We start from the raw sequence: 18876 nt of genomic DNA, 5'->3' as shown, positions 1-18876 counted from the left end.
TCAGGACTTGTCGGGGGTCGGCAGGTGTGCCGCGATACGCGGCGTCTCCACGCGCACATCGCCGCACTGGGCGCGGTGGCGCAGCGCGTGATCCATCAGCACCAGCGCGAGCATCGCCTCGGCGATCGGCGTGGCGCGGATGCCCACGCACGGATCATGACGACCAAACGTTTCCACAGTCGCCTGTTGGCCGGCCTTGTCGATCGACTCGCGCGGCGTGCGGATGCTCGACGTCGGCTTGATGGCCAGGGACACGGTGATGTCCTGCCCGGTGGAGATGCCGCCGAGCATGCCGCCCGAATTGTTCGACCGGAAGCCCTCGCCGGTCAGTTCGTCGCCATGAACACTCCCGCGCTGGGCCACGCTGGCGAAGCCGGCGCCGATCTCGACGCCCTTGACCGCGTTGATGCCCATCATCGCGTGGGCGATGTCCGCGTCGAGCTTGTCGAATAGCGGCTCGCCCAGACCAACCGGCACGCCGCTGGCCACCACCTCGATACGCGCGCCGACCGAGTCACCGTCGCGGCGCAGGGCATCCATATAGGTTTCGAGTTCCGGCACGATGTCCGCATTGGGCGAGAAGAACGGGTTCTCGGGCACGTGCTTCCAGTCCTGGAACGGCACTTCCACCTCACCAAGCTGCGACATGTAGCCATGGATCTCGGTGCCGTACTGTTCGCGCAGCCATTTCTTGGCCACGGCGGCGGCCGCCACCACGGGTGCAGTCAGCCGCGCCGACGAACGGCCACCGCCACGATAGTCGCGGATGCCGTACTTGTGCCAGTAGGTGTAGTCGGCGTGGCCGGGCCGGAAGGTCTCGACGATATTGCCGTAGTCCTTGCTGCGCTGGTCGGTGTTGCGGATCAGCAGGCAGATCGGGGTGCCCGTGGTCTTGCCCTCGAACACGCCGGACAGGATTTCCACCTGATCGGCCTCCTGGCGCTGCGTCACGTGGCGCGAGGTGCCGGGCTTGCGGCGGTCCAGGTCGCCCTGGATATCGGCTTCCGTCAGGGCAAGGCCCGGCGGGCAGCCGTCGACCACCGCGCCAATCGCGGGCCCGTGCGATTCGCCGAACGTGGTGACTGTGAAGAGCAGGCCGAGGGTATTGCCGGACATGATGGAAACCGCGCTGGAATTGGGGACGGCCTACATTGTAAGGCCATTGGCGGCCACTGTCGGCGCCGCCGGGGATTCGGACATGGGCGCGAACACCCCGCTGCCGACGAAATCGGGATAGAAACGCGCCCGCATCCGTGCCAGATAGGCGGTCAGATTGGCGTGCGCCGACGCCGCCGTACGGATTGGCGTCTCGAACACGGGGCTGAGCAGGCTGGCGCTGAACGCGAACAAGGTGGCGTCGGCGCCGCATGGCGCATCGCCCAGCAGGTAGGGCTTGTCGCCAAGGATGTTGGCGATGGCCGTCACGCCGTGGATCGCCATGGCTGCGGCCTCCTCGTCCGAATGCCGGCCGAGGCCCTGCGCCCAGAGCATCTGGCGTACGCGCCGCTTGACCAGCGTGGTCACGATCCCGCGCACCGGTGCCGGCACGCGCTGGAAGAACTGGGCCGGGCCGCGCTCGAAATTGGCGTCATCGAGCCAGCGCACGCGGGCCACGGCCCAGTAGAGGTTGTCTTCCATCAGCTTTTCCACGGCCCAGGCCACCCCGCGCTCGGCCTCGGACAGCCCCGCGTCGAAGTCCACGTGATAGGTCTTCTCGATATGCCAGCGGATCATCGTCGAATCCGCGACGATGCGCCCCATGTCGTCGAGGTAAGGCAGCTTGCCCTTGGGCGCGCGGCGCAGGTTGCCCGGCATGGTGCGGTACGGCAGCCCTGCCAGCTTCAGCAGCAGTTCGGCCTTCATGACGAACGGGCTGGCGTCGGGCAGGCCAAAGGCAGGGCCGAAGGTATAGAGCGTGATCATTGTCGTTGGGCTCGTCGTATCGTCGTGTCGTCGTATTGCGCCTATTTCCAGTCGCCCCGCAAGGCCAGCACCATCTGCTGGAGCCCTTCCGCCGATGCGGCCTCGGGCGCCACGGGTTCCCCCACCACGAGTTCGAGCCGGCTCAGGATGCCGCGCCGGAACGGGCGCGACATGGCCACTCCGCCCTTGCGAGAGAAAAAGCTGCCCCACAGCCCGCGCAGCGCCATCGGCACCACGGGCACCGGCGTGCGGCGGATGATCTGCTGCACACCGCCCTTGAACGGGTTGATGTCGCCGGTAGCCGTGATCTTGCCTTCGGGGAAGATGCAGACGAGGTCGCCGTCCTCGAGTGCGGCGGCCACGGCGTCGTAGGCGCGCTCGAGCATCCTGGGGTCCTCGTGCGCTGGCGCGATGGGAATCGCCTTGGCCTGCCGGAAGAACCACGACAGCAGCGGCACCTTGAAGATCCGGTGATCCATCACAAAGCGCACCGGGCGCGGGCTGGCCGCCATCAGCACCACGGCGTCGGCAAAGCTCACGTGGTTGCAGACCAGCACGGCGGGGCCGTGCTCGGGAATCCGGTCGGCGTTGATCCGGCGCAGCCGGTAGATGGTGTGGACCAGAATCCAGGCGATGAAGCGCAGCAGGAACTCGGGCACCAGCGTATAGATATAGATGGCCACCACGGCATTGAGCAGCCCCACCACCAGGAACAGCTGCGGGATGCTGTAGCCGGCCAGCGCCATGCCCACGCCGAGCAGCGACGCGGCGATCATGAAGAAGCTGTTCAGGATGTTGTTCGCCGCGATGATCCGCGCCCGGTGCGTAGGCAAGCAGCGGCTCTGGATCAGCGCATACAGGGGCACGCTATAGAAGCCGCCGAACATGGCCAGCAGGAACAGGTCCACCAGCACGCGCCAATGGCGCGTATCGTCCAGGAAACCGCCGATGCCGCTCAGCGTGGCGCCGGCCGACTGGCCGTTACTGGCCAGGTACAGGTCCACGGCGAACACGGTCATGCCGATGGAGCCGAACGGCACGAGGCCGATCTCCACGGTGCGGCCGGACAGCCGCTCGCACAGCAGGGAGCCGATGCCGATGCCGATCGAGAACATCGCCAGCAGCAGCGTAACCACGTTCTGGTCTCCGCCGAGCACGTCCCGGGCGAAGCTGAAAAAGGCGGTCAGGAAGGTGGCGCCGAGGAACCAGAGCCAGGAAATGCCGAGCAGGCTCAGGAATACCGTGCGCCGCTCGCGCGCGAGCATCAGGTTGCGCCACGTCTCGGTCAGCGGGTTCCAGTTGATGCGCAGGTCCGGCTGGGGCGGCGGCGAAACCGGCACGCCCTGCGACACCACCCGCCCCGCTACGGCGATCACCACGCAGGCGATGCCCACGTAGAGCGGCCCCACCACGGCGCCGCCGCGCATCACGCCGGCCAACTCCCCGCCGATCAGCGTGCCGATCAGGATGGCGACGAAGGTACCCATCTCCACCAGTCCGTTGCCGCCCACCAGTTCCTGCTGGTCCAGGTGCTGCGGCAGGTACGCGAACTTCACCGGGCCGAACAGCGTGGAATGCAGGCCCATCAGGAATGTACCGAAGTACAACAGCGGCGCGTTGTGCCAGGCAAAGCCGGCCAGCCCCAGCACCATGATGGCGATCTCGAGCGACTTCACGAGCCGGATCAGCCGCGATTTCTCGATCTTGTCGGCAATCTGGCCGCTGGTGGCGGAAAACAGGACGAAGGGTGCGATGAAGATGGCCGAGATCAGGAACGCCGCGCTGCGCGCATCGACGCCGTCGAACAGGGCCGTGTGATAGGTCACCAGCGAGGTGAAGGCGACCTTGAAGACATTGTCGTTCATGGCCCCGAGAAACTGGGTCCAGAAGAACGGCGCGAAACGGCGTTCGCGCAACAGGCGAAACTGACTGTGCTGGCTTGGCTGGCTGTGTTGGCTCATGCAGACGGAAGCGGGCGGAGGCCGCTCGGCGGACTTCATGGACCCCGGACCCGCCGGGGCATCAGTTCGCCGCCATCATGCCAACAGTCTGGAGTGCAGGCAATAAAACTTCTGTTAAATCGCCGCCGGGCCCGCCAGCCCGGGCCAGACCGCGTTCAGTCGGTCTTTTCCTCGGGCCAGTCGCGGATATAGGCCTTGAGCATGCGGTTCTCGAAGCCCTGCTCCTCCACCACCGCCTTGGCCACGTCGTAGAACGAGATCACGCCCATCAGCGTGCGGTTGTCGAGCACCGGCAGGTAGCGGGTGTGGCGCTCCAGCATCATGCGGCGCACCTCGTTGACGTCCGTTTCCGGCGTGCAGGTCAGCGGCGCGTCGTCCATGACCTTGCGGATGCTGTGCGTGCCGAGCGTGCCGTGGTTGGCCGCCAGCGTCTCGATCAGCTCCCGGAACGTCAGCATGCCGACCAGATCGCCATATTCCATGACCACCAGCGAGCCAATGTCGTGCTCGGCCATGGTGTTGATGGCCACCAGCAGGGACGCATCCGGCGTGACGGTGTAGAGCGTATTGCCCTTGATCTGCAGGATGTCGCTGACTTTCATGGTGGTGTCTCCGCTGCCCGGTGTCGAGGCTGGTTCTGGTCTGTGGCCAGAGTTGGCCGATGCGGCGATCCTACCCAAACCGCCGTCTCTCGTAAAGGCGGCAAGTCTCAGCCAGTCTCAATGCGTTTTCAGAATCCTCCCCATTGCCAGGGCGGCGCACGGTGCTACGATGCCGGACGGAGACAACCTGCCGCCTACAACAGCCACTACAAGCGAACTCACCATGTCCGGTACCCGATTCGACACGCTGGCCCTGCACGCCGGCGCCGCCCCGGACCCCACCACCGGGGCCCGCGCCACACCGATCCACCTGACCACCTCCTTCGTGTTCCGGGACAGCGAGCATGCCGCGTCGCTGTTCAATATGGAACGCGCCGGGCACGTGTATTCCCGCATCAGCAACCCCACGGTGGCGGTGTTCGAGGAACGCGTGGCGGCCCTGGAGAACGGCGCCGGGGCCATCGCCACGGCATCCGGCCAGGCCGCGCTGCACCTGGCCGTGGCCACGCTGATGGGGGCCGGCTCCCATATCGTGGCATCCACGGCGCTCTATGGCGGCTCGCACAATCTGTTGCACTACACGCTGCGCCGCTTCGGCATCGAGACCACCTTCGTCAATCCGCGCGACATGGACGCCTGGCGCGCCGCCATCCGCCCCGAGACGCGGCTGCTGTTCGGCGAGACGCTGGGCAATCCGGGCCTCGACGTGCTCGACATCGAAACCGTGGCGCAGATCGGCCAGGACCACAAGATCCCGCTGCTGGTCGACTCCACGTTCACCACGCCCTACCTGCTGCGCCCGTTCGACCATGGCGCCGGCTTGCTGTACCACTCGGCCACCAAGTTCCTGGGCGGGCATGGCACGACGATCGGCGGCGTGCTGTCCGAGGGCGGCACGTTCGATTTCGAGGCTTCGGGGCGTTTTCCCGAGCTGTCGGAGCCCTATCCGGGCTTCCACAACATGGTGTTTACCGAGGAAAGCACCGTGGCGCCGTTCCTGCTGCGCGCCCGGCGCGAGGGCCTGCGCGACTTCGGCGCCTGCATGAACCCGATGGCGGCGTGGCAGCTGCTCCAGGGCATCGAGACGCTGCCGCTGCGCATGAGCCGGCACGTGGACAACACCCGCCGCGTGGTGCAGTTCCTGGCCGGGCACGCGATGGTCGAGTCGGTGGCCTACCCGGAACTGGAATCCCACCCCGACCACGCGCTGGCCAAGCGGCTGCTGCCGCGCGGTTGCGGGGCGGTGTTCAGCTTCAACCTCAAGGCGAACCGCGCGGCCGGGCAGCGCTTTATCGAGAGCCTGTCGCTGTTCTCGCACCTTGCCAACGTCGGGGATGCGCGCTCGCTGGTAATCCATCCCGCCTCCACGACCCACTTCCGCATGGATGCCGACGCCCTGCGCGCGGCCGGCATCGGCGAGGGCACGATCCGGCTGTCGATCGGACTCGAGGACCCGGATGACCTGATCGACGACCTGAAGCGCGGCCTGAAGGCCGCCGAGAAAGCCATGGGAGGAAAAGCCTGATGGAACTGACCGTCTCGGGCCATCCGGCCTATGCCTACACCGGCGGCAAGCCGTTCGATCCCGCCCTGCCCTGCGCCGTGTTCGTGCACGGCGCGCAGAACGACCACAGCGTCTGGGGGCTCCAGACGCGCTGGTTCGCCAGCCATGGCTTTGGCGTGCTGGCGGTGGACCTGCCCGGCCACAACCGCAGTCAGGGCGCCCCGCTGACCCGCGTGGAAGACATGGCCGACTGGGTCATGGCGCTGGTGGCGGCAGCCGGCGTCAAGGCGCCGGCCCTGGTCTTCGGCCACAGCATGGGATCACTGATCGCCCTGGAGTGCGCCGCACGTCACCCGGAAGCCGTCCGCGCCATCGGGCTGCTGGCCACGGCCTATCCGATGAAGGTGTCCGATGCCCTGCTCGACGCCGCGCTCCACCGCGAGGACGAGGCCATCGCCATGGTCAACCAGTGGTCGATCTCGAGCCTCGCCAGCAAGCCGTCGTCGCCCGGGCCCGGCGCCTGGATGCATGGCGGCAGCCAGCGGCTGATGGAGCGCGTGGCGGCGCGCAACCCGGGCGCGCACGTGTTCCACACCGATTTTTCGGCCTGCAACGGCTACGCGCATGGCGAGGAAGCGGCTGCCGCCGTGACCTGCCCGGCGGTATTCGTGATGGGGTCGAAGGACATGATGACGTCGCCGAAGGCTGCCCAGGCGCTGGCCGGCCGGATGCCCAGCGCCACTGTGGTCACGGTGCCAAGCGGCCACGCGATGATGGGCGAGAAGCCGGACGAGGTGCTCGATACGCTGGCCGCCTTCGCGCGCAAGGTTGTGGCGAGCACCTAGACTGGAACCATAACAACACCGATGCCGGAGACGACCATGGCGCAAACCCACAGCCGCGAATTCGAGAGCTTTGCCGCGTTCTATCCGTATTACCTGAACGAGCACCGGGACCGTACCTGCCGCCGCCTCCATTTCGTGGGGTCGACGGTGGCGCTGGCCTGTCTGGTGGCGCTGGTGGTCACCGGCAACGCGTGGTGGCTGCTGGGTGCCGTGGTGTCCGGCTATGCGTTTGCCTGGGTGGGCCACTTCGGGTTCGAGAAGAACCGGCCCGCCACGTTCCGGCACCCGTTCTACAGCCTGATGGGCGACTGGGTCATGTACGCGGACATCCTGCGCGGTCGGATTCCGTTCTAGCTGGAATCCGACCTAGCAGCTGGCTCAGACCTGCCCGTGCCAGCCGGGCGGCACCACCTCGAGCGTGCGGCGCTGCGGGCCGCCCCCCTCCTCTCCGGTATCGCCAGTGCCGCCACTGGCCTCCGCCGCCTCGTTGGCGGCTGGCGTCAGCAACTGCTGGCGGAACACGGCTTCGAGCGGTTGGTCCAGTTGGGGGTTGTCGAGCATCGAACGGAGCAGGTCCACGCCTTGCAACTGGTGCGCCAGCGCCGTGCGCGGCAGGCGCGCGAGGTTCAGCACAAGGCGGTCGTACAGCGTGCGCAGCGTCACCTGGGATGGGTCGCAAAGCATCGCCCAGTGCGCCTGCCCGCGGTCTTGCTGGAGCTTGCCCACGAGGTGCAGGGTCTTGAGCTTGCCGAGCAGGCTGGCCAGGTAGTCGGCCTCCATCCGCAGCTTGCGCCCCATGTCGAGTTCGCCCACGCTGCGCGGCACTTCGTCGCGGGCGCGGTAGAGCAGCAGCAGGATGCCCAGCGCGTCGAAGAACTCGCTGCCGGCGAAGGTGCGGCGGCGCCAGTGGCCTTCCCGGATCACGGGCAGGTTGGCGGCGATGGTCGCCCCGAGCAGCGTGACCAGCCAGCTCACGTACATCCACAGCAGGAACAGCGGCAGGACCGCGAAGGTGCCGTAGACCGCCGTGTAGGTCGGAATATGGGTGATGAAGTAGCCGAACACGCGCTTGGCCACCTCGAAGGCCACGGCGGCCACCACACCGGCCACGATGGCATCGCGCCAGTCCACATAGGCGTACGGCACGGCCATATAGAGGAAGGCGAAGGCCAGCGCCGAGAGCATCACCGGCACGGTGCTGACCATCAGCCCCATGCCCATCGGCATGGAGCCGACGTAGCCCATCGACACCGAAATCAGGTAGGAGCTGACCGAGAGGCTGGCGCCGATCAGCACCGGGCCCAGCGTCAGCACGGCCCAGAACACCAGCACCCGTTGCGCCAGCGGCCGGCGCCGCTTGACGCGCCAGATAGCGTTCAGCGCATCCTCCACGGTCAGCATCGTCAGCACCGACGTCACCATCAGGCCAGCCAGGCCCAGCGCGGTCAGCCCGCGCGCGCTCTTGGAGAACTGGCCGAGGTAGCGCGAGACCGAATCGCTGACATTGCCGCCCGGAATCAGGTTCTGGAACAGGAAGGTCTCGATCTGGCCCCGGAAGTCCCGGAACACCGGAAACGCGGCCAGCAGCGCGAACGCCACGGTCAGCACCGGCACCACGGCCAGCACGGTGGTGAAGGTCAGGCTGGCGGACACCTGGGGCAGGCGGTCCTCGCCGGCGCGGCGCAAGGCGTAGCGCGCGAGCGCGCGCACCTTCTGCAAATTCCACTCCCTGCGCAGGCGGGCGATACGTGCGGCGGTCATGCGGGGGCTAGCTCCTGAGTCTTATAGCGGGGCACAACTATAATACGCGCATTGTTTCGCGGTGCCGGTCCGGGCCGCCCCCTCCCGATCCACGACTGAGCACCGACTCCGCGATACCTTGGCCGCCCTCCCCATCCTGGTCCTGTACTACAGCCGTCACGGCAGCACCCGCAAACTCGCCGACCTGATCGCCACCGGCATCGACAGCGTGCCCGGCGCTCATGCCCGGCTGCGCACCGTGCCGCCGGTGTCCACCGTCTGCGAGGCCACCGCGCCCGACATCCCGCCCGAAGGCGCCCCGTACGCCGAGCTGCGCGACCTCGAGGAATGCGCCGGGCTGGCACTGGGCAGCCCCACGCGGTTCGGCAATATGGCCGCGCCGATGAAATATTTCCTCGATGGCACCGTGGCCCAGTGGCTGTCCGGCGCACTGTCCGGCAAGCCCGCCTGTGTATTCACCGCCACCGGCAGCCTGCACGGCGGCCAGGAAACCACGTTGTTGTCGATGATGCTGCCGCTGTTCCACCATGGCATGCTGGTCATGGGCCTGCCCTATTCGGAGCCCGGCCTGATGACCACCACGGCCGGCGGCACCCCCTACGGCCCGAGCCACCATGCTTTTGTGGACAACCACGGCCCGGTCACCGACCAGGAAGCCGCGCTGGCCACGGCCATGGGCCGGCGGCTGGCCGAGACGGCGCTGAAGCTGGCCGGAGGGTCACGATGACCGCGCCGCGCAACGGCAGCCAGGGTGACGGCGACCTCCACAGCCCGGCGCTCTGGCGCGTCAGCGTAGCCAGCCTGCTGGCGCTGGTGGCGCTGTGCATCGCCTGGGAGTGGTTCCTCGCCCCGCTGCGCCCCGGCGGCTCGTGGCTGATCCTCAAGTTCGTCTTCCTGCTCCCGGTGCTGCGCGGCGTGCTGGCGCGCAACCGGTACACGATGCAGTGGTCGTCGATGCTGATCCTGCTCTATTTCACCGAAGGCATCGTGCGCGCCACCAGCGACCGCGCGCCGTCGTCGCTGCTGGCCTGGGCCGAAGTCGCCCTGACGCTGGTGTTCTTCTTCAGCACCATCCTCTATCTGCGCCCGTACAAGCGTCGCGCGCGGGCACGGCAGCAAGCCATCCAGCCCCCCTCCCCCTCCCCCTCCCCCGACACCCGACCATGACCGCTCCGCACCTGGATTCGTTCCTCGACCTCTGCCGCGCCGCAGTCGGCCCGCAACACGTGCTGACCGAGGCCGCCGACAAGGCCCCTTATCTGACCGACTGGCGCCAGCGCTACACCGGCGACGCCGTGGCCGTGCTGCGCCCCGGCAGCACCGAGGAAGTGGCCGCGCTGGTCCACGCCTGCCACGCCCACAAGCTGGCCGTGGTGCCGCAGGGCGGCAACACCGGCCTGTGCGGCGGCGCCACGCCCGAGGCTGGCCCGGCGGCAGCCGCTGGCGTGGTGGTGCTGTCGCTGCAACGGATGAACCGGGTGCGCCATGTGGACCCGCTCAACAACACGATTACCGTCGAAGCCGGCGTGATCCTCCAGCAGTTGCAGGACGTGGCGCGCGAGCATGGCCGCCTGTTCCCGCTGAGCCTGGCGGCCGAGGGCAGCTGCACGATTGGGGGCAACCTGTCTACCAACGCGGGCGGCACGGCGGTGCTGCGCTACGGCAACACGCGCGAACTGTGCCTGGGGCTGGAGGTGGTAACGGCCAAGGGCGAAATCTGGGAGGGCCTGCGCGGCCTGCGCAAGGACAACACCGGCTACGACCTGCGCGACCTGTTTATCGGCGCTGAAGGCACGCTCGGCATCATCACGGCGGCGGTCATGAAGCTGTACCCGCTGCCCCGCGCGCGCGTGACGGCGCTGGCGGCTGTGCAGAGCCCGCGCGCCGCGCTGGCGCTGCTGGCCATCGCCCAGTCCCACGCCAGCGCCATGCTCACCGGCTTCGAGCTGATGTCCGCGATGTGCATGGACCTCGTGCGCAAGCACTACCCGCAACTGCGCTACCCCTTCACAGAGGCCCATCCGCAACTGGTGCTGCTGGAGCTGTCCGACAGCGAGGGCGAGGAACACGCCCGGGCGATCTTCGAGACGATGATGGAAGCGGCCTTCGAGGCCGGCGTGGTCACGGACGCCGTGGTGGCCGAGTCCGTGCAGCAGTCGCGCGATTTCTGGAACCTGCGCGAGCACATCCCGATGGCGCAGGTCGAGGAAGGCAAGAACATCAAGCACGACATTGCCGTGCCGGTCTCGCGCGTGGCGGACTTCATCGAGACCACGGACGCGCTGGTGCAGGACGCCTTCCCGGGCGCCCGCATGGTCACCTTCGGGCATCTGGGCGACGGCAACCTGCACTACAACGTGTCGCCGCCGGTGGGGGTGGATCACGAGCAGTTCCTGATCCATCAGGACGCCATCAACCTGATCGTCCACAACAGCGTGCAGTCGCACAATGGGTCGATCTCGGCCGAGCATGGCCTGGGCCAGCTCAAGCGCGAGGAGAACCGGCGCTACAAGAGCGAGGTGGAACTGGGGATGATGCGCGCCATCAAGCAGGCGCTGGACCCGCAGGGGCTAATGAATCCGGGGAAGGTGCTCTGACCGGCCCGGGTCTTCATCGTCATCGGAATCCTCTGGATCCTCTAACGAATCCAGATCGGGCAGCGCGCCGGGGGTCTCGAACAACTCGTCGCACAGCGCGCGACCCTCGGCGGTCAGCTGGGCGGTGCCCCGGCCTGACTCGTCGATCTCGGCTTCAGCCAGGTCCGCCTCGGCCAGTTGCGTCAGCACGCGCCGCAGCACGCTCATCTGCACTGATGCGCGCTTGCTGAGGCGGGCCAGCGAGAGCGGCCCGCCACCGGGCTCCCGGGCCGCCTGCCACAGGGCAGCCAGGATGCCGGCCAGTACCGGATCGAGCGTGTCCTCATCGGCATCGGCGCCGTCGTTCCCGGTATCTTCTTCTTGGTTCATGCGCTTGTCTCCTTGTCTGGCGCCGCTTCTGCGAGCGACGTCACCAGTTTGCCCAGCGTCACCACGGCCGCTTCCACCTCGGCCGACCATGCGCTGCTGTAGTTTAGGCGGATGTAATGCGTGTACGTGGGCACGGGCGAGAAGATGTGCCCCGGCGCCACGGTAATCCGCCGCTCCAGTGCCGCGTGGTACAGCGCCATGGCGTCCACGCCCTCGGGCAACTCCACCCAGAGCACATAGCCGCCGGCCGGCCGCGACACCCGCGTGCCGGCCGGGAAGAAGCGCCGCACCGCCGCCGCCATGATATTGGCCTGCTGCGCATAGGTCTTGCGCACGCGCCGCAGGTGGTAGTCGTAGCCGTCGTTCTTCAGGAATTCGGCGATGGCTAGCTGGGGAATCGCCGGCGTGGTCAGCGTGTTCAGGAACTTGAGCCGCTCCACCTGATCCCGGTAGCGCCCCGGCAGCGCCCAGCCGATGCGGTAGGCGTTGGTCAGCGTCTTGGAGAACGACGAGCAGTGCAGCACGATGCCGGCCTTGTCGTAGGTCTTCAGCGAGTTGGGATGCGCATCGCCGTAATACAGCTCGCCATAGACATCGTTCTCGATGACCGGAATGTCGCGCTCGGTTAGCAATTTGACGAGTGCCTGCTTGCGTTCGTCCGACATCTGGAAGCCGAGCGGATTCTGGAAATTCGGCATGACCATGCAGGCAGCCACGGGCCGCTCGTCGAACAGGCGGGCCAGCGCCTGCACGTCGATGCCTTCCACGGGGTCCGTCGCGACCTCCACGGCGCGCATGCCCAGCCGTTCGATGGCGTGCAGCATCGCATAGTAAGTCGGCGATTCCACGGCGATGGTGTCGCCCGGCTTGGCCACCGCCTGCAGGCACAGGTTGATGGCCTCGGTGGCGCCAATCGTCACGATCACCTCGTTCGGGTCCACCGCCTGGCCGTTTTCCAGGTAGCGCCGCGTGATCTGGCGGATCAACTGGGGCGAGCCGGGCGGCAGGTCGTCCAGCAGGCTCCACGACTCGTAGCGCTTGCCGATGGCGTTGGCGTACTGGATGATCCGCTGCCACGGGAACAGCTTGGCGTCGGGATAGGGGGAGCCGAGCGGGATGGCGTCATCGGCGCGGATCGAGCGCAGCGTGGACAGCACCAGCGCGCTCACGTCCACCGGCGACGGGCGGGCCGCCGGGCGGGTCGGCTGGAGGTCGATGGCCGGCTCGCCGGGCCGGGCGCGCACGAAGTAGCCGGACTGCGGCCGGCTCTCCAGCATGCCGCGCGACTCCAGCAGCAGATAGGCCCGGATGACCGTGGTAATGCTCAGGCGATGATGCTGGGCGGCCTGCCGGACCGACGGAATCTTCTCGCCGGGCAGCAGCACGCCTTGCTGCACCAGCGCCTCGATCTCGGCCGCGAGCTTTTCATACAGGGTCACACCGCCAACCTTTCGCCACGTCAGGGTTCATCGGAACGCTGGCGGGGGTGGGGGCTGCCCTATTCGGTCACCTGGGCCGCCGCTGCCAGCGGCTCAGATCGTAATACGGATTGGGATTGTCCGGGCGGCGACGTGTACTCGACGAAGCCGTCCTGCCGGCAAAAGCTCAGCAGCCGCAGCCCGGCCTGCTCGGCGATGCGGATGGCGAGCGAGGTGGGCGCCGAGATCGTCGCCAGCATCTGGATATGCATGCGCGCGGCCTTGCGCACCAGCTCGTAGCTGGCGCGGCTGGACAGGAACACGAAGCCCTCGTCCATCACCACGCGGCGCCGGGCCAGGTGGCCGATCAGCTTGTCCATGGCGTTGTGCCGCCCCACATCCTCGAAAGCGTGGAGCACCTCGCCATCGGGCCCGCACCAGGCGGCGGCATGCACGCCGCCGGTGGTGCGCATCAGCATCTGGTGGGCCGGCAGGCCGGCGGCGGCGCGCTGGATCACCTCGCGCGACGGCACGATGCGGTGGCGCGGTACCGGCATCGGCACGGGCTGGAGGTCAAGCAGTTGCAGGCTTTCCACGCCACACACGCCACAGCCAGTGCGGCCGGCCAGCGAGCGGCGGCGGTCCTTCAGCGCCATGAACGCGCGCTGGCTGATTTCGATGCGGACCTCGATGCCGCTTATGCCATCCAGGTCATCGGTCCCGCAAGCCGGCTGCACCTCGACATCGTAGATCTCCTTGATGCTGTCCACGATGCCTTCGGTCAGCGAGAAGCCGACCGCGAACACTTCCAGGTCCAGCGGCGTGGCCATCATCACGGCATGCGAGATGCCGTTGTAGACCAGCGCCACCGGCACTTCCTCGGCCACATAGTCCAGGTCGACCGTGCGGGCGTCGCCCTTGTGACGGGCGACCTGCCGCTGGGCGTAGCCCAGTTCCCCTTCGCTCATGCCGCCGCTTGCGCCGACGTTTGCACCGAGGCGGCCCGGGCCAGCAGCACCGGGATCGACTTCGACGTCGGCGTGCCCGAGCGGTCGCCGATACTTTCCAGCGGCACCAGCGGATTGGTTTCCGGGTAGTAAGCGCCCAGGCAGCCGGTCGGGATGTCGTAGTCCACCAGCAGGAAGTCCTTGGCATGACGCGTCACGCCGTCCTCCCAGACACTGGTGATATCCACGCGCTCGCCCTCGGCAAACCCCAGCCGCGCGCGGTCCGCCGCGTTGATGAACACCACCCGGCGCAGGCCGAACACGCCGCGATAGCGGTCATCCAGCCCGTAGATCGTGGTGTTGTACTGGTCGTGCGAGCGGGTGGTCATCATCACCAGCAGGTCGTCGCCGTAGCGGGCGCGAGCGCGCTGGATCGGGGTGTCCTTGTCGATCGCATGGACCAGGAACTGGGCCTTGCCGGACGCGGTGCGCCACACGCGGTTGCGCGAGGCCGGCGTCAGGTGGAAGCCGCCCGGCTGCGCCACGCGTTCGTTATAGCGCTCGAAGCCCGGGATGACCTTTTCGATGGCATCGCGGATGCGCGCGTAGTCCTGCGCGTACCAGTGCCAGTCCACCTTCTCCGAACCCAGCGTGGCGGCGGCCATGCCGGCCACGATGGCAGTCTCGGACAGCAGCTCCGGCGAGGCCGGCTTGTTCATGCCGTAGGAGATATGGACCATGCACACCGAATCCTCGACGGTCACGCCCTGCGCCACGCCGTTCTGGAGGTCGATCTCGGTGCGGCCGATGGTCGGCAGCAGCAGCGCGTCCTTGCCGATCACGAGGTGGCTGCGGTTCAGCTTGGTCGCGATGTTCACGGTCAGGTCGCACTGGCGCAGCGCTTCCCAGGTGCGCGGGGTGTCTGGCGTGGCGATCGAGAAATTGCCGCCCAGGCCGATGAACACCTTGACCTTGCCGGCCAGCATCGCGTTGATGGCGGCCACCACGTCCTGGCCGTGCGCGCGCGGCGGCTCGAAGTCGAACGCGGCGCCCAGGCGATCCAGGAAGGCGTCGTCCGGCTGTTCCTCGATACCCATCGTGCGGTCGCCCTGCACGTTCGAATGCCCGCGCACCGGCATCAGCCCGGCGCCGGGGCGGCCGATATTGCCGCGCAGCATCATCACGTTGGACAGCAACTGGATCGTGCTGACCGAATTCTTGTGCTGCGTAATGCCCATGCCCCAGCAAGCGATGGTGCGCTCGCTCTTGACGTAGACGTCCGCCAGCGCGTCGATGTCCTCACGCGTGACGCCCGATTCGGCCACGATGTCGGCCCACGATTCGGCGCGCAGGTCGGCCGCGAAGGCCTCGAAGCCGGCGGTGTGCTCGGCCAGGAAGTCCACGTCCACCACGCGCTTGCTGCCCGTGGCGATGGCTTCGTCATCGAGTTCGATCACGCGCTTGCCGAGGCCCTTGATCAGCGCGAAGTCGCCGGCCAGCTTGGGGCGGACGAACATCGACGCAATCTTGGTGCTCTGCCCCGTCACCATCTCGGAGACGTGCTGCGGGCTCGTAAAACGCTGAAGTCCGCGCTCCTTGAGCGGGTTGATCGACACGATGGCCGCGCCCCGCTTGGCGCAGTCGCGCAGCTCGTTCAGCATGCGCGGGTGGTTCGTCGCCGGATTCTGTCCAAAGACGAGGACGGCGTCGGTGAGCTGGAAGTCGTCGAGCAGCACCGTGGCCTTGCCCACGCCCACCGTTACCGGCAGGCCACGGCTGGTGGCCTCGTGGCACATGTTCGAGCAATCGGGGAAGTTGTTGGTGCCGACCATCCGCACGAACAACTGGAACAGGAACGCGGCCTCGTTGCTGGCGCGGCCCGAGGTGTAGAACGTGGCGGCGTCGGGGTTGTCCAGCCTGTTCAGATGCTGGGCGACCAGCGCGAACGCGTCCTGCCAGGCCACCGGCTGGTATTTGTCGGTGGCGGCGTCGTAGACCATCGGGTGGGTCAGGCGGCCGTGCTGTTCGAGTTCGAAGTCGGACTGGGCCATCAGCGCCGTCACAGTGTGATCGGCAAAGAACTCGGGCGTGACGCGCTTGCTGGTGGCCTCAGCGGCCACGGCCTTGACGCCGTTTTCGCAGAATTCGAAGGTCGAGGCATGCTGGCGGTCAGGCCAGGCGCAGCCGGGACAGTCGAAGCCGTCCGGCTGGTTCTGCTTGAACAGGGTCTTGTACTTGCCGCCGCCAACCTTCTCCTTGATCAGGTTGACTGCGACTTGCTTCAGGGCGCCCCAGCCGGCGGCCGGGTGCGTGTAGGGGGCAACATGCCCCTTCTCTGGGGTAGGGGTACTCATCGGGGGGCGACTCGCAATCAAGTGCTCGGAGCGCGGCCCGGTTATCCGTGATGTCGGCGCATCCGCAGCGATTGATGCAGACTAGGCGCGATTGATGAGTGGAGGGACGTACAGAACACCTGCGGGCGGAAGAGTACAGTTTGCGTCATCGCGGTGCAACAATCGAAAACTGTACTTAGGTGTGAGCGGACGCTAACCCGCTATGTGTTGACTGGCATGCCTCGCCCTAATCCGGCTGTTGTGGGGTGGCGCTGATGATGTCTTCCAATTGTGCACTCATCGGGATGTTCAGCCGCTCCCCGGTGGGCAGCCGGCTAAGGAACCACTGCTTGTAGAGCCGCTCCAGTTCGCCCGTGGTGATCAGGTCGCGCACGGCCCGGTCCACCACGGCCGCGAACTGCGGATCGCCCTTGCGCAGCATGACCCCGTAGGGGTCGTAGGACAGGAAATCGCGCGTCACATCGAACTGCTTGCCCGCGCCGGACTTGGCCAGGAAGCCGTAGAGCAGTACGTCGTCGCCGGCATAGGCATCGGCGCCGCCGTGGCGCAGTACCTCGAAGGCATCGGCATGGTCGCGCGCCCGGATCACCTTGAGGTTCAGCGCGAAGCGCGTGGAAAGCTTCTCCAGCGCATCGGCATTGGTCGTGCCCGCCGTGGCCACCACGGTCTTGCCCTTGAGGTCGCGGAAGGTCTTGATCGGCGAGCCGCGCGGCACCATCAGCTTGGTCCCGGCGATAAAGATCACCGGCGAGAACGCCACCATCTTCAGCCGCTCGGCGTTGCGCGTGGTGGAGCCGCATTCGAGATCGACCTTGCCCGAAGTGACCGCGTCGAAGCGGTTTTCCGAAGTCACCGGCACCCACTGGATGGCGAGGTCGCGCCCCACCTCTGCCGCCGCGGTCTGGACGATGGCCGTGCAGACATCGATGGAATAGCCGATCGGGCGCTGCGCCTGGTTCAGGTAGGAGAACGGCAGCGACGATTCCCGGTAGCCGATGATCAGGCTGCCGGTGTCCTTGGCCTTGCGCAGCGTGCCGCTCAGCTCGCCGGTGTCCTGCGCGACGGCAGCGCCGAGACAGGCGAGCCAGCACACGGCCGCCGCCGCCGCGCCGGCCAGCCACCGGGGCGCACCACCGGATCGAAAATGAAGACGGGGGATGGACATGGCATCAGGCCTGTGCGGTCCCCGGCTTGTGCAGCGGCGGCCCGCCGCCTGGGTCCACGCCGCCCTCGCTGCCCTCGCCCCGATCCCCGAGCGTGGATTCGCTCGACAACTGCCCTTCCCACTTCGCCACCACGGCCGAGGCAATCGAGTTGCCCACGGCATTGGTAGCCGAGCGGCCCATGTCGAGGAACTGGTCCACGCCCATGATCAGCAACAACCCCGCCTCGGGGATGTTGAACTGGTTCAGCGTGGCGGCAATCACCACGAGTGACGCACGCGGCACCCCCGCCATGCCCTTCGAGGTCAGCATCAGCAACAGCAGCATCGTGATCTGGGTGGCCAGCGGCAGGTGGATGTCGTACGCCTGGGCGATGAACAGCACGGCGAACGTGCAGTACATCATCGACCCGTCCAGGTTGAAGGAGTACCCCAGCGGCAACACGAAGCTGGAAATCTTGCGATTGACGCCGAAGCGGTCCAGCGCGTCGAGCATCTTCGGATACGCCGCCTCCGAACTCGCCGTCGAGAAGGAAATCAGGAACGGCTCCCGGATCAGCCGGATCAGGGTGACGATGCGCCTGCCCAGGAACACCCAGCCGGCCAGCGCCAGCAGCGCCCACAGCACGAACAGCGACAGGTAGAAGCTGCCCATGAACTTGGCGAAGGTCAGCAGGATGCCCAGCCCCTGCGTGGTCACCGTCGAGGCAATCGCCGCGAACACGGCCAGCGGCGCCATCCACATCACGGCGCCGGTGATCTTCAGCATCACCTGGGCCAGGTCTTCGATCACCCCGGCCATGCGCGCGCCGCGCTCGCCCAGTGCCGCCAGCGCCGTGCCGAAGAAGATCGAGAACACCACGATCTGCAGGATCTCGTTGTTGGCCATCGCCTCGGCGACGGATTTCGGCACCAGATGCGCGATGAAATCCTTGAGCGTGAAGGCGTTGGTCTTGAGGTTGGTGGCGGCGCCCACGTCGGGCAGCGGCAGGCCGATGTTGATGCCGGGCTGGAGCACCGTGGCCATGATCAGGCCCAGCGTCAGCGACACCAGCGAGGCCGTGATGAACCACGCCAGCGCCTTCACGCCCACCCGGCCCACGGTGCTGGCGTCCCCCATATGGGCGATGCCCATGACCAGCGTGGAGAAGACCAGCGGCGCGATGATCATCTTGATCAGCCGCAGGAAGACATCGGTGATGACGGAGATGTAGCCGGCCACGTCCTTGGCCAGCTTGGGGTCGGGGAAGGCCGTGTGGCACGCGTAGCCGACCACGCCGCCCAGGATCATCGCAATGACGATATAGGTCGTGATACTGGACTTCTTGCTCATGACGACTCCTTGGGCTGCCGCATCGAACAGGTCCTGCGCCGGGGCCGGCACTTAACGATAGGACGCGGATGCGAAATGCCCAAATACGAAGTCGCGGGGA

General features: G+C 67.2%; 17 protein-coding genes. 6 read left to right on the top strand and 11 right to left on the bottom strand.

Annotated features, from left to right (window positions below):
* The 4 genes from aroC to AC1DFU_RS11485 form a co-directional block, all read right to left on the bottom strand.
* On the bottom strand, positions 1-1116 hold the full coding sequence (gene aroC / locus AC1DFU_RS11500) for a chorismate synthase (RefSeq protein ID WP_092292764.1): 1116 nt from the start codon (positions 1114-1116) through the stop codon (positions 1-3).
* Between the two features lie 30 nt (positions 1117-1146).
* A complete protein-coding gene (locus AC1DFU_RS11495; RefSeq protein WP_441592141.1) occupies positions 1147-1923 on the bottom strand; it encodes a glutathione S-transferase C-terminal domain-containing protein in 777 nt (258 codons plus the stop codon).
* A 41-nt stretch (positions 1924-1964) separates the two neighbouring features.
* Positions 1965-3884, bottom strand: coding sequence for an MFS transporter (locus AC1DFU_RS11490; protein ID WP_441592139.1), 1920 nt, complete (start codon positions 3882-3884; stop codon positions 1965-1967).
* 155 nt (positions 3885-4039) lie between these two features.
* Positions 4040-4486: a CBS domain-containing protein gene (locus AC1DFU_RS11485; RefSeq protein ID WP_092292758.1), complete on the bottom strand. Its 447-nt coding sequence runs from the start codon at positions 4484-4486 to the stop codon at positions 4040-4042.
* Between the two features lie 223 nt (positions 4487-4709).
* On the opposite strand from AC1DFU_RS11485, the gene AC1DFU_RS11480 reads away from it, so the two are divergent.
* Genes AC1DFU_RS11480 through AC1DFU_RS11470 form a run of 3 tightly spaced genes read left to right on the top strand, consistent with a single transcriptional unit; the run spans position 4710 to position 7189 of the window.
* Positions 4710-6011: an O-acetylhomoserine aminocarboxypropyltransferase gene (locus AC1DFU_RS11480; protein WP_092292756.1), complete on the top strand. Its 1302-nt coding sequence runs from the start codon at positions 4710-4712 to the stop codon at positions 6009-6011.
* Positions 6011-6835 (top strand): alpha/beta fold hydrolase, encoded by an 825-nt coding sequence (locus AC1DFU_RS11475; RefSeq protein WP_441592136.1) that lies wholly within the window; start codon positions 6011-6013, stop codon positions 6833-6835. The genes AC1DFU_RS11480 and AC1DFU_RS11475 overlap by 1 nt, the downstream gene beginning before the upstream one ends.
* A gap of 36 nt (positions 6836-6871) precedes the next feature.
* Positions 6872-7189: an Mpo1-like protein gene (locus AC1DFU_RS11470; RefSeq protein ID WP_092292752.1), complete on the top strand. Its 318-nt coding sequence runs from the start codon at positions 6872-6874 to the stop codon at positions 7187-7189.
* Positions 7190-7213: 24 nt separating this feature from the next.
* Here the strand turns inward: AC1DFU_RS11470 and AC1DFU_RS11465 are convergent, their stop codons facing one another.
* Positions 7214-8596: a YihY family inner membrane protein gene (locus AC1DFU_RS11465; protein ID WP_092292750.1), complete on the bottom strand. Its 1383-nt coding sequence runs from the start codon at positions 8594-8596 to the stop codon at positions 7214-7216.
* A gap of 118 nt (positions 8597-8714) precedes the next feature.
* Between AC1DFU_RS11465 and wrbA the strand changes: the two genes are divergently transcribed.
* Genes wrbA through AC1DFU_RS11450 form a run of 3 tightly spaced genes read left to right on the top strand, consistent with a single transcriptional unit; the run spans position 8715 to position 11193 of the window.
* Entirely contained in the window at positions 8715-9323 is a 609-nt protein-coding gene (wrbA, locus tag AC1DFU_RS11460; protein WP_255370744.1) for an NAD(P)H:quinone oxidoreductase, read from the top strand.
* On the top strand, positions 9320-9763 hold the full coding sequence (locus AC1DFU_RS11455; protein WP_477159776.1) for a DUF2069 domain-containing protein: 444 nt from the start codon (positions 9320-9322) through the stop codon (positions 9761-9763). The genes wrbA and AC1DFU_RS11455 overlap by 4 nt, the downstream gene beginning before the upstream one ends.
* Positions 9760-11193 carry an FAD-binding oxidoreductase gene (locus AC1DFU_RS11450; protein WP_092292746.1) on the top strand — a complete coding sequence of 478 codons (1434 nt, stop codon included), beginning with the start codon at positions 9760-9762 and terminating at the stop codon, positions 11191-11193. Before AC1DFU_RS11455 ends, AC1DFU_RS11450 begins: the two co-directional genes overlap by 4 nt.
* On the opposite strand, the gene AC1DFU_RS11445 is transcribed toward AC1DFU_RS11450, so the two are convergent.
* From AC1DFU_RS11445 to AC1DFU_RS11420, 6 genes are all read right to left on the bottom strand, one after another.
* Positions 11167-11562: an ArsR family transcriptional regulator gene (locus AC1DFU_RS11445; RefSeq protein ID WP_441592131.1), complete on the bottom strand. Its 396-nt coding sequence runs from the start codon at positions 11560-11562 to the stop codon at positions 11167-11169. The two genes, AC1DFU_RS11450 and AC1DFU_RS11445, sit on opposite strands and share 27 nt — an antisense overlap.
* A complete protein-coding gene (locus tag AC1DFU_RS11440) occupies positions 11559-13001 on the bottom strand; it encodes an aminotransferase-like domain-containing protein (RefSeq protein WP_441592129.1) in 1443 nt (480 codons plus the stop codon). Before AC1DFU_RS11440 ends, AC1DFU_RS11445 begins: the two co-directional genes overlap by 4 nt.
* A gap of 59 nt (positions 13002-13060) precedes the next feature.
* Positions 13061-13948: a formate dehydrogenase accessory sulfurtransferase FdhD gene (gene fdhD / locus AC1DFU_RS11435; protein ID WP_092292740.1), complete on the bottom strand. Its 888-nt coding sequence runs from the start codon at positions 13946-13948 to the stop codon at positions 13061-13063.
* Positions 13945-16281, bottom strand: coding sequence for an FdhF/YdeP family oxidoreductase (locus AC1DFU_RS11430; protein ID WP_441592127.1), 2337 nt, complete (start codon positions 16279-16281; stop codon positions 13945-13947). Before AC1DFU_RS11430 ends, fdhD begins: the two co-directional genes overlap by 4 nt.
* A 226-nt stretch (positions 16282-16507) precedes the next feature.
* Positions 16508-17446 (bottom strand): amino acid ABC transporter substrate-binding protein, encoded by a 939-nt coding sequence (locus AC1DFU_RS11425; RefSeq protein WP_092292736.1) that lies wholly within the window; start codon positions 17444-17446, stop codon positions 16508-16510.
* 4 nt (positions 17447-17450) lie between these two features.
* On the bottom strand, positions 17451-18776 hold the full coding sequence (locus tag AC1DFU_RS11420) for a dicarboxylate/amino acid:cation symporter (protein WP_092292734.1): 1326 nt from the start codon (positions 18774-18776) through the stop codon (positions 17451-17453).
* Positions 18777-18876 lie beyond the last annotated feature (100 nt).

The organism is Cupriavidus sp. 10L45, from assembly GCF_056395225.1.
This window is presented reverse-complemented; position numbering and strand designations above follow the sequence as displayed.

Excerpts from the sequence above, each read along its gene's own strand:
- aroC (WP_092292764.1), bottom strand. The coding sequence starts at position 1,116 with ATGTCCGGCAATACCCTCGGCCTGCTCTTCACAGTCACCACGTTCGGC.
- AC1DFU_RS11495 (WP_441592141.1), bottom strand. The coding sequence starts at position 1,923 with ATGATCACGCTCTATACCTTCGGCCCTGCCTTTGGCCTGCCCGACGCC.
- AC1DFU_RS11490 (WP_441592139.1), bottom strand. The coding sequence starts at position 3,884 with ATGAGCCAACACAGCCAGCCAAGCCAGCACAGTCAGTTTCGCCTGTTG.
- AC1DFU_RS11485 (WP_092292758.1), bottom strand. The coding sequence starts at position 4,486 with ATGAAAGTCAGCGACATCCTGCAGATCAAGGGCAATACGCTCTACACC.
- AC1DFU_RS11480 (WP_092292756.1), top strand. The coding sequence starts at position 4,710 with ATGTCCGGTACCCGATTCGACACGCTGGCCCTGCACGCCGGCGCCGCC.
- AC1DFU_RS11475 (WP_441592136.1), top strand. The coding sequence starts at position 6,011 with ATGGAACTGACCGTCTCGGGCCATCCGGCCTATGCCTACACCGGCGGC.
- AC1DFU_RS11470 (WP_092292752.1), top strand. The coding sequence starts at position 6,872 with ATGGCGCAAACCCACAGCCGCGAATTCGAGAGCTTTGCCGCGTTCTAT.
- AC1DFU_RS11465 (WP_092292750.1), bottom strand. The coding sequence starts at position 8,596 with ATGACCGCCGCACGTATCGCCCGCCTGCGCAGGGAGTGGAATTTGCAG.
- AC1DFU_RS11455 (WP_477159776.1), top strand. The coding sequence starts at position 9,320 with ATGACCGCGCCGCGCAACGGCAGCCAGGGTGACGGCGACCTCCACAGC.
- AC1DFU_RS11450 (WP_092292746.1), top strand. The coding sequence starts at position 9,760 with ATGACCGCTCCGCACCTGGATTCGTTCCTCGACCTCTGCCGCGCCGCA.
- AC1DFU_RS11445 (WP_441592131.1), bottom strand. The coding sequence starts at position 11,562 with ATGAACCAAGAAGAAGATACCGGGAACGACGGCGCCGATGCCGATGAG.
- fdhD (WP_092292740.1), bottom strand. The coding sequence starts at position 13,948 with ATGAGCGAAGGGGAACTGGGCTACGCCCAGCGGCAGGTCGCCCGTCAC.
- AC1DFU_RS11430 (WP_441592127.1), bottom strand. The coding sequence starts at position 16,281 with ATGAGTACCCCTACCCCAGAGAAGGGGCATGTTGCCCCCTACACGCAC.
- AC1DFU_RS11425 (WP_092292736.1), bottom strand. The coding sequence starts at position 17,446 with ATGTCCATCCCCCGTCTTCATTTTCGATCCGGTGGTGCGCCCCGGTGG.
- AC1DFU_RS11420 (WP_092292734.1), bottom strand. The coding sequence starts at position 18,776 with ATGAGCAAGAAGTCCAGTATCACGACCTATATCGTCATTGCGATGATC.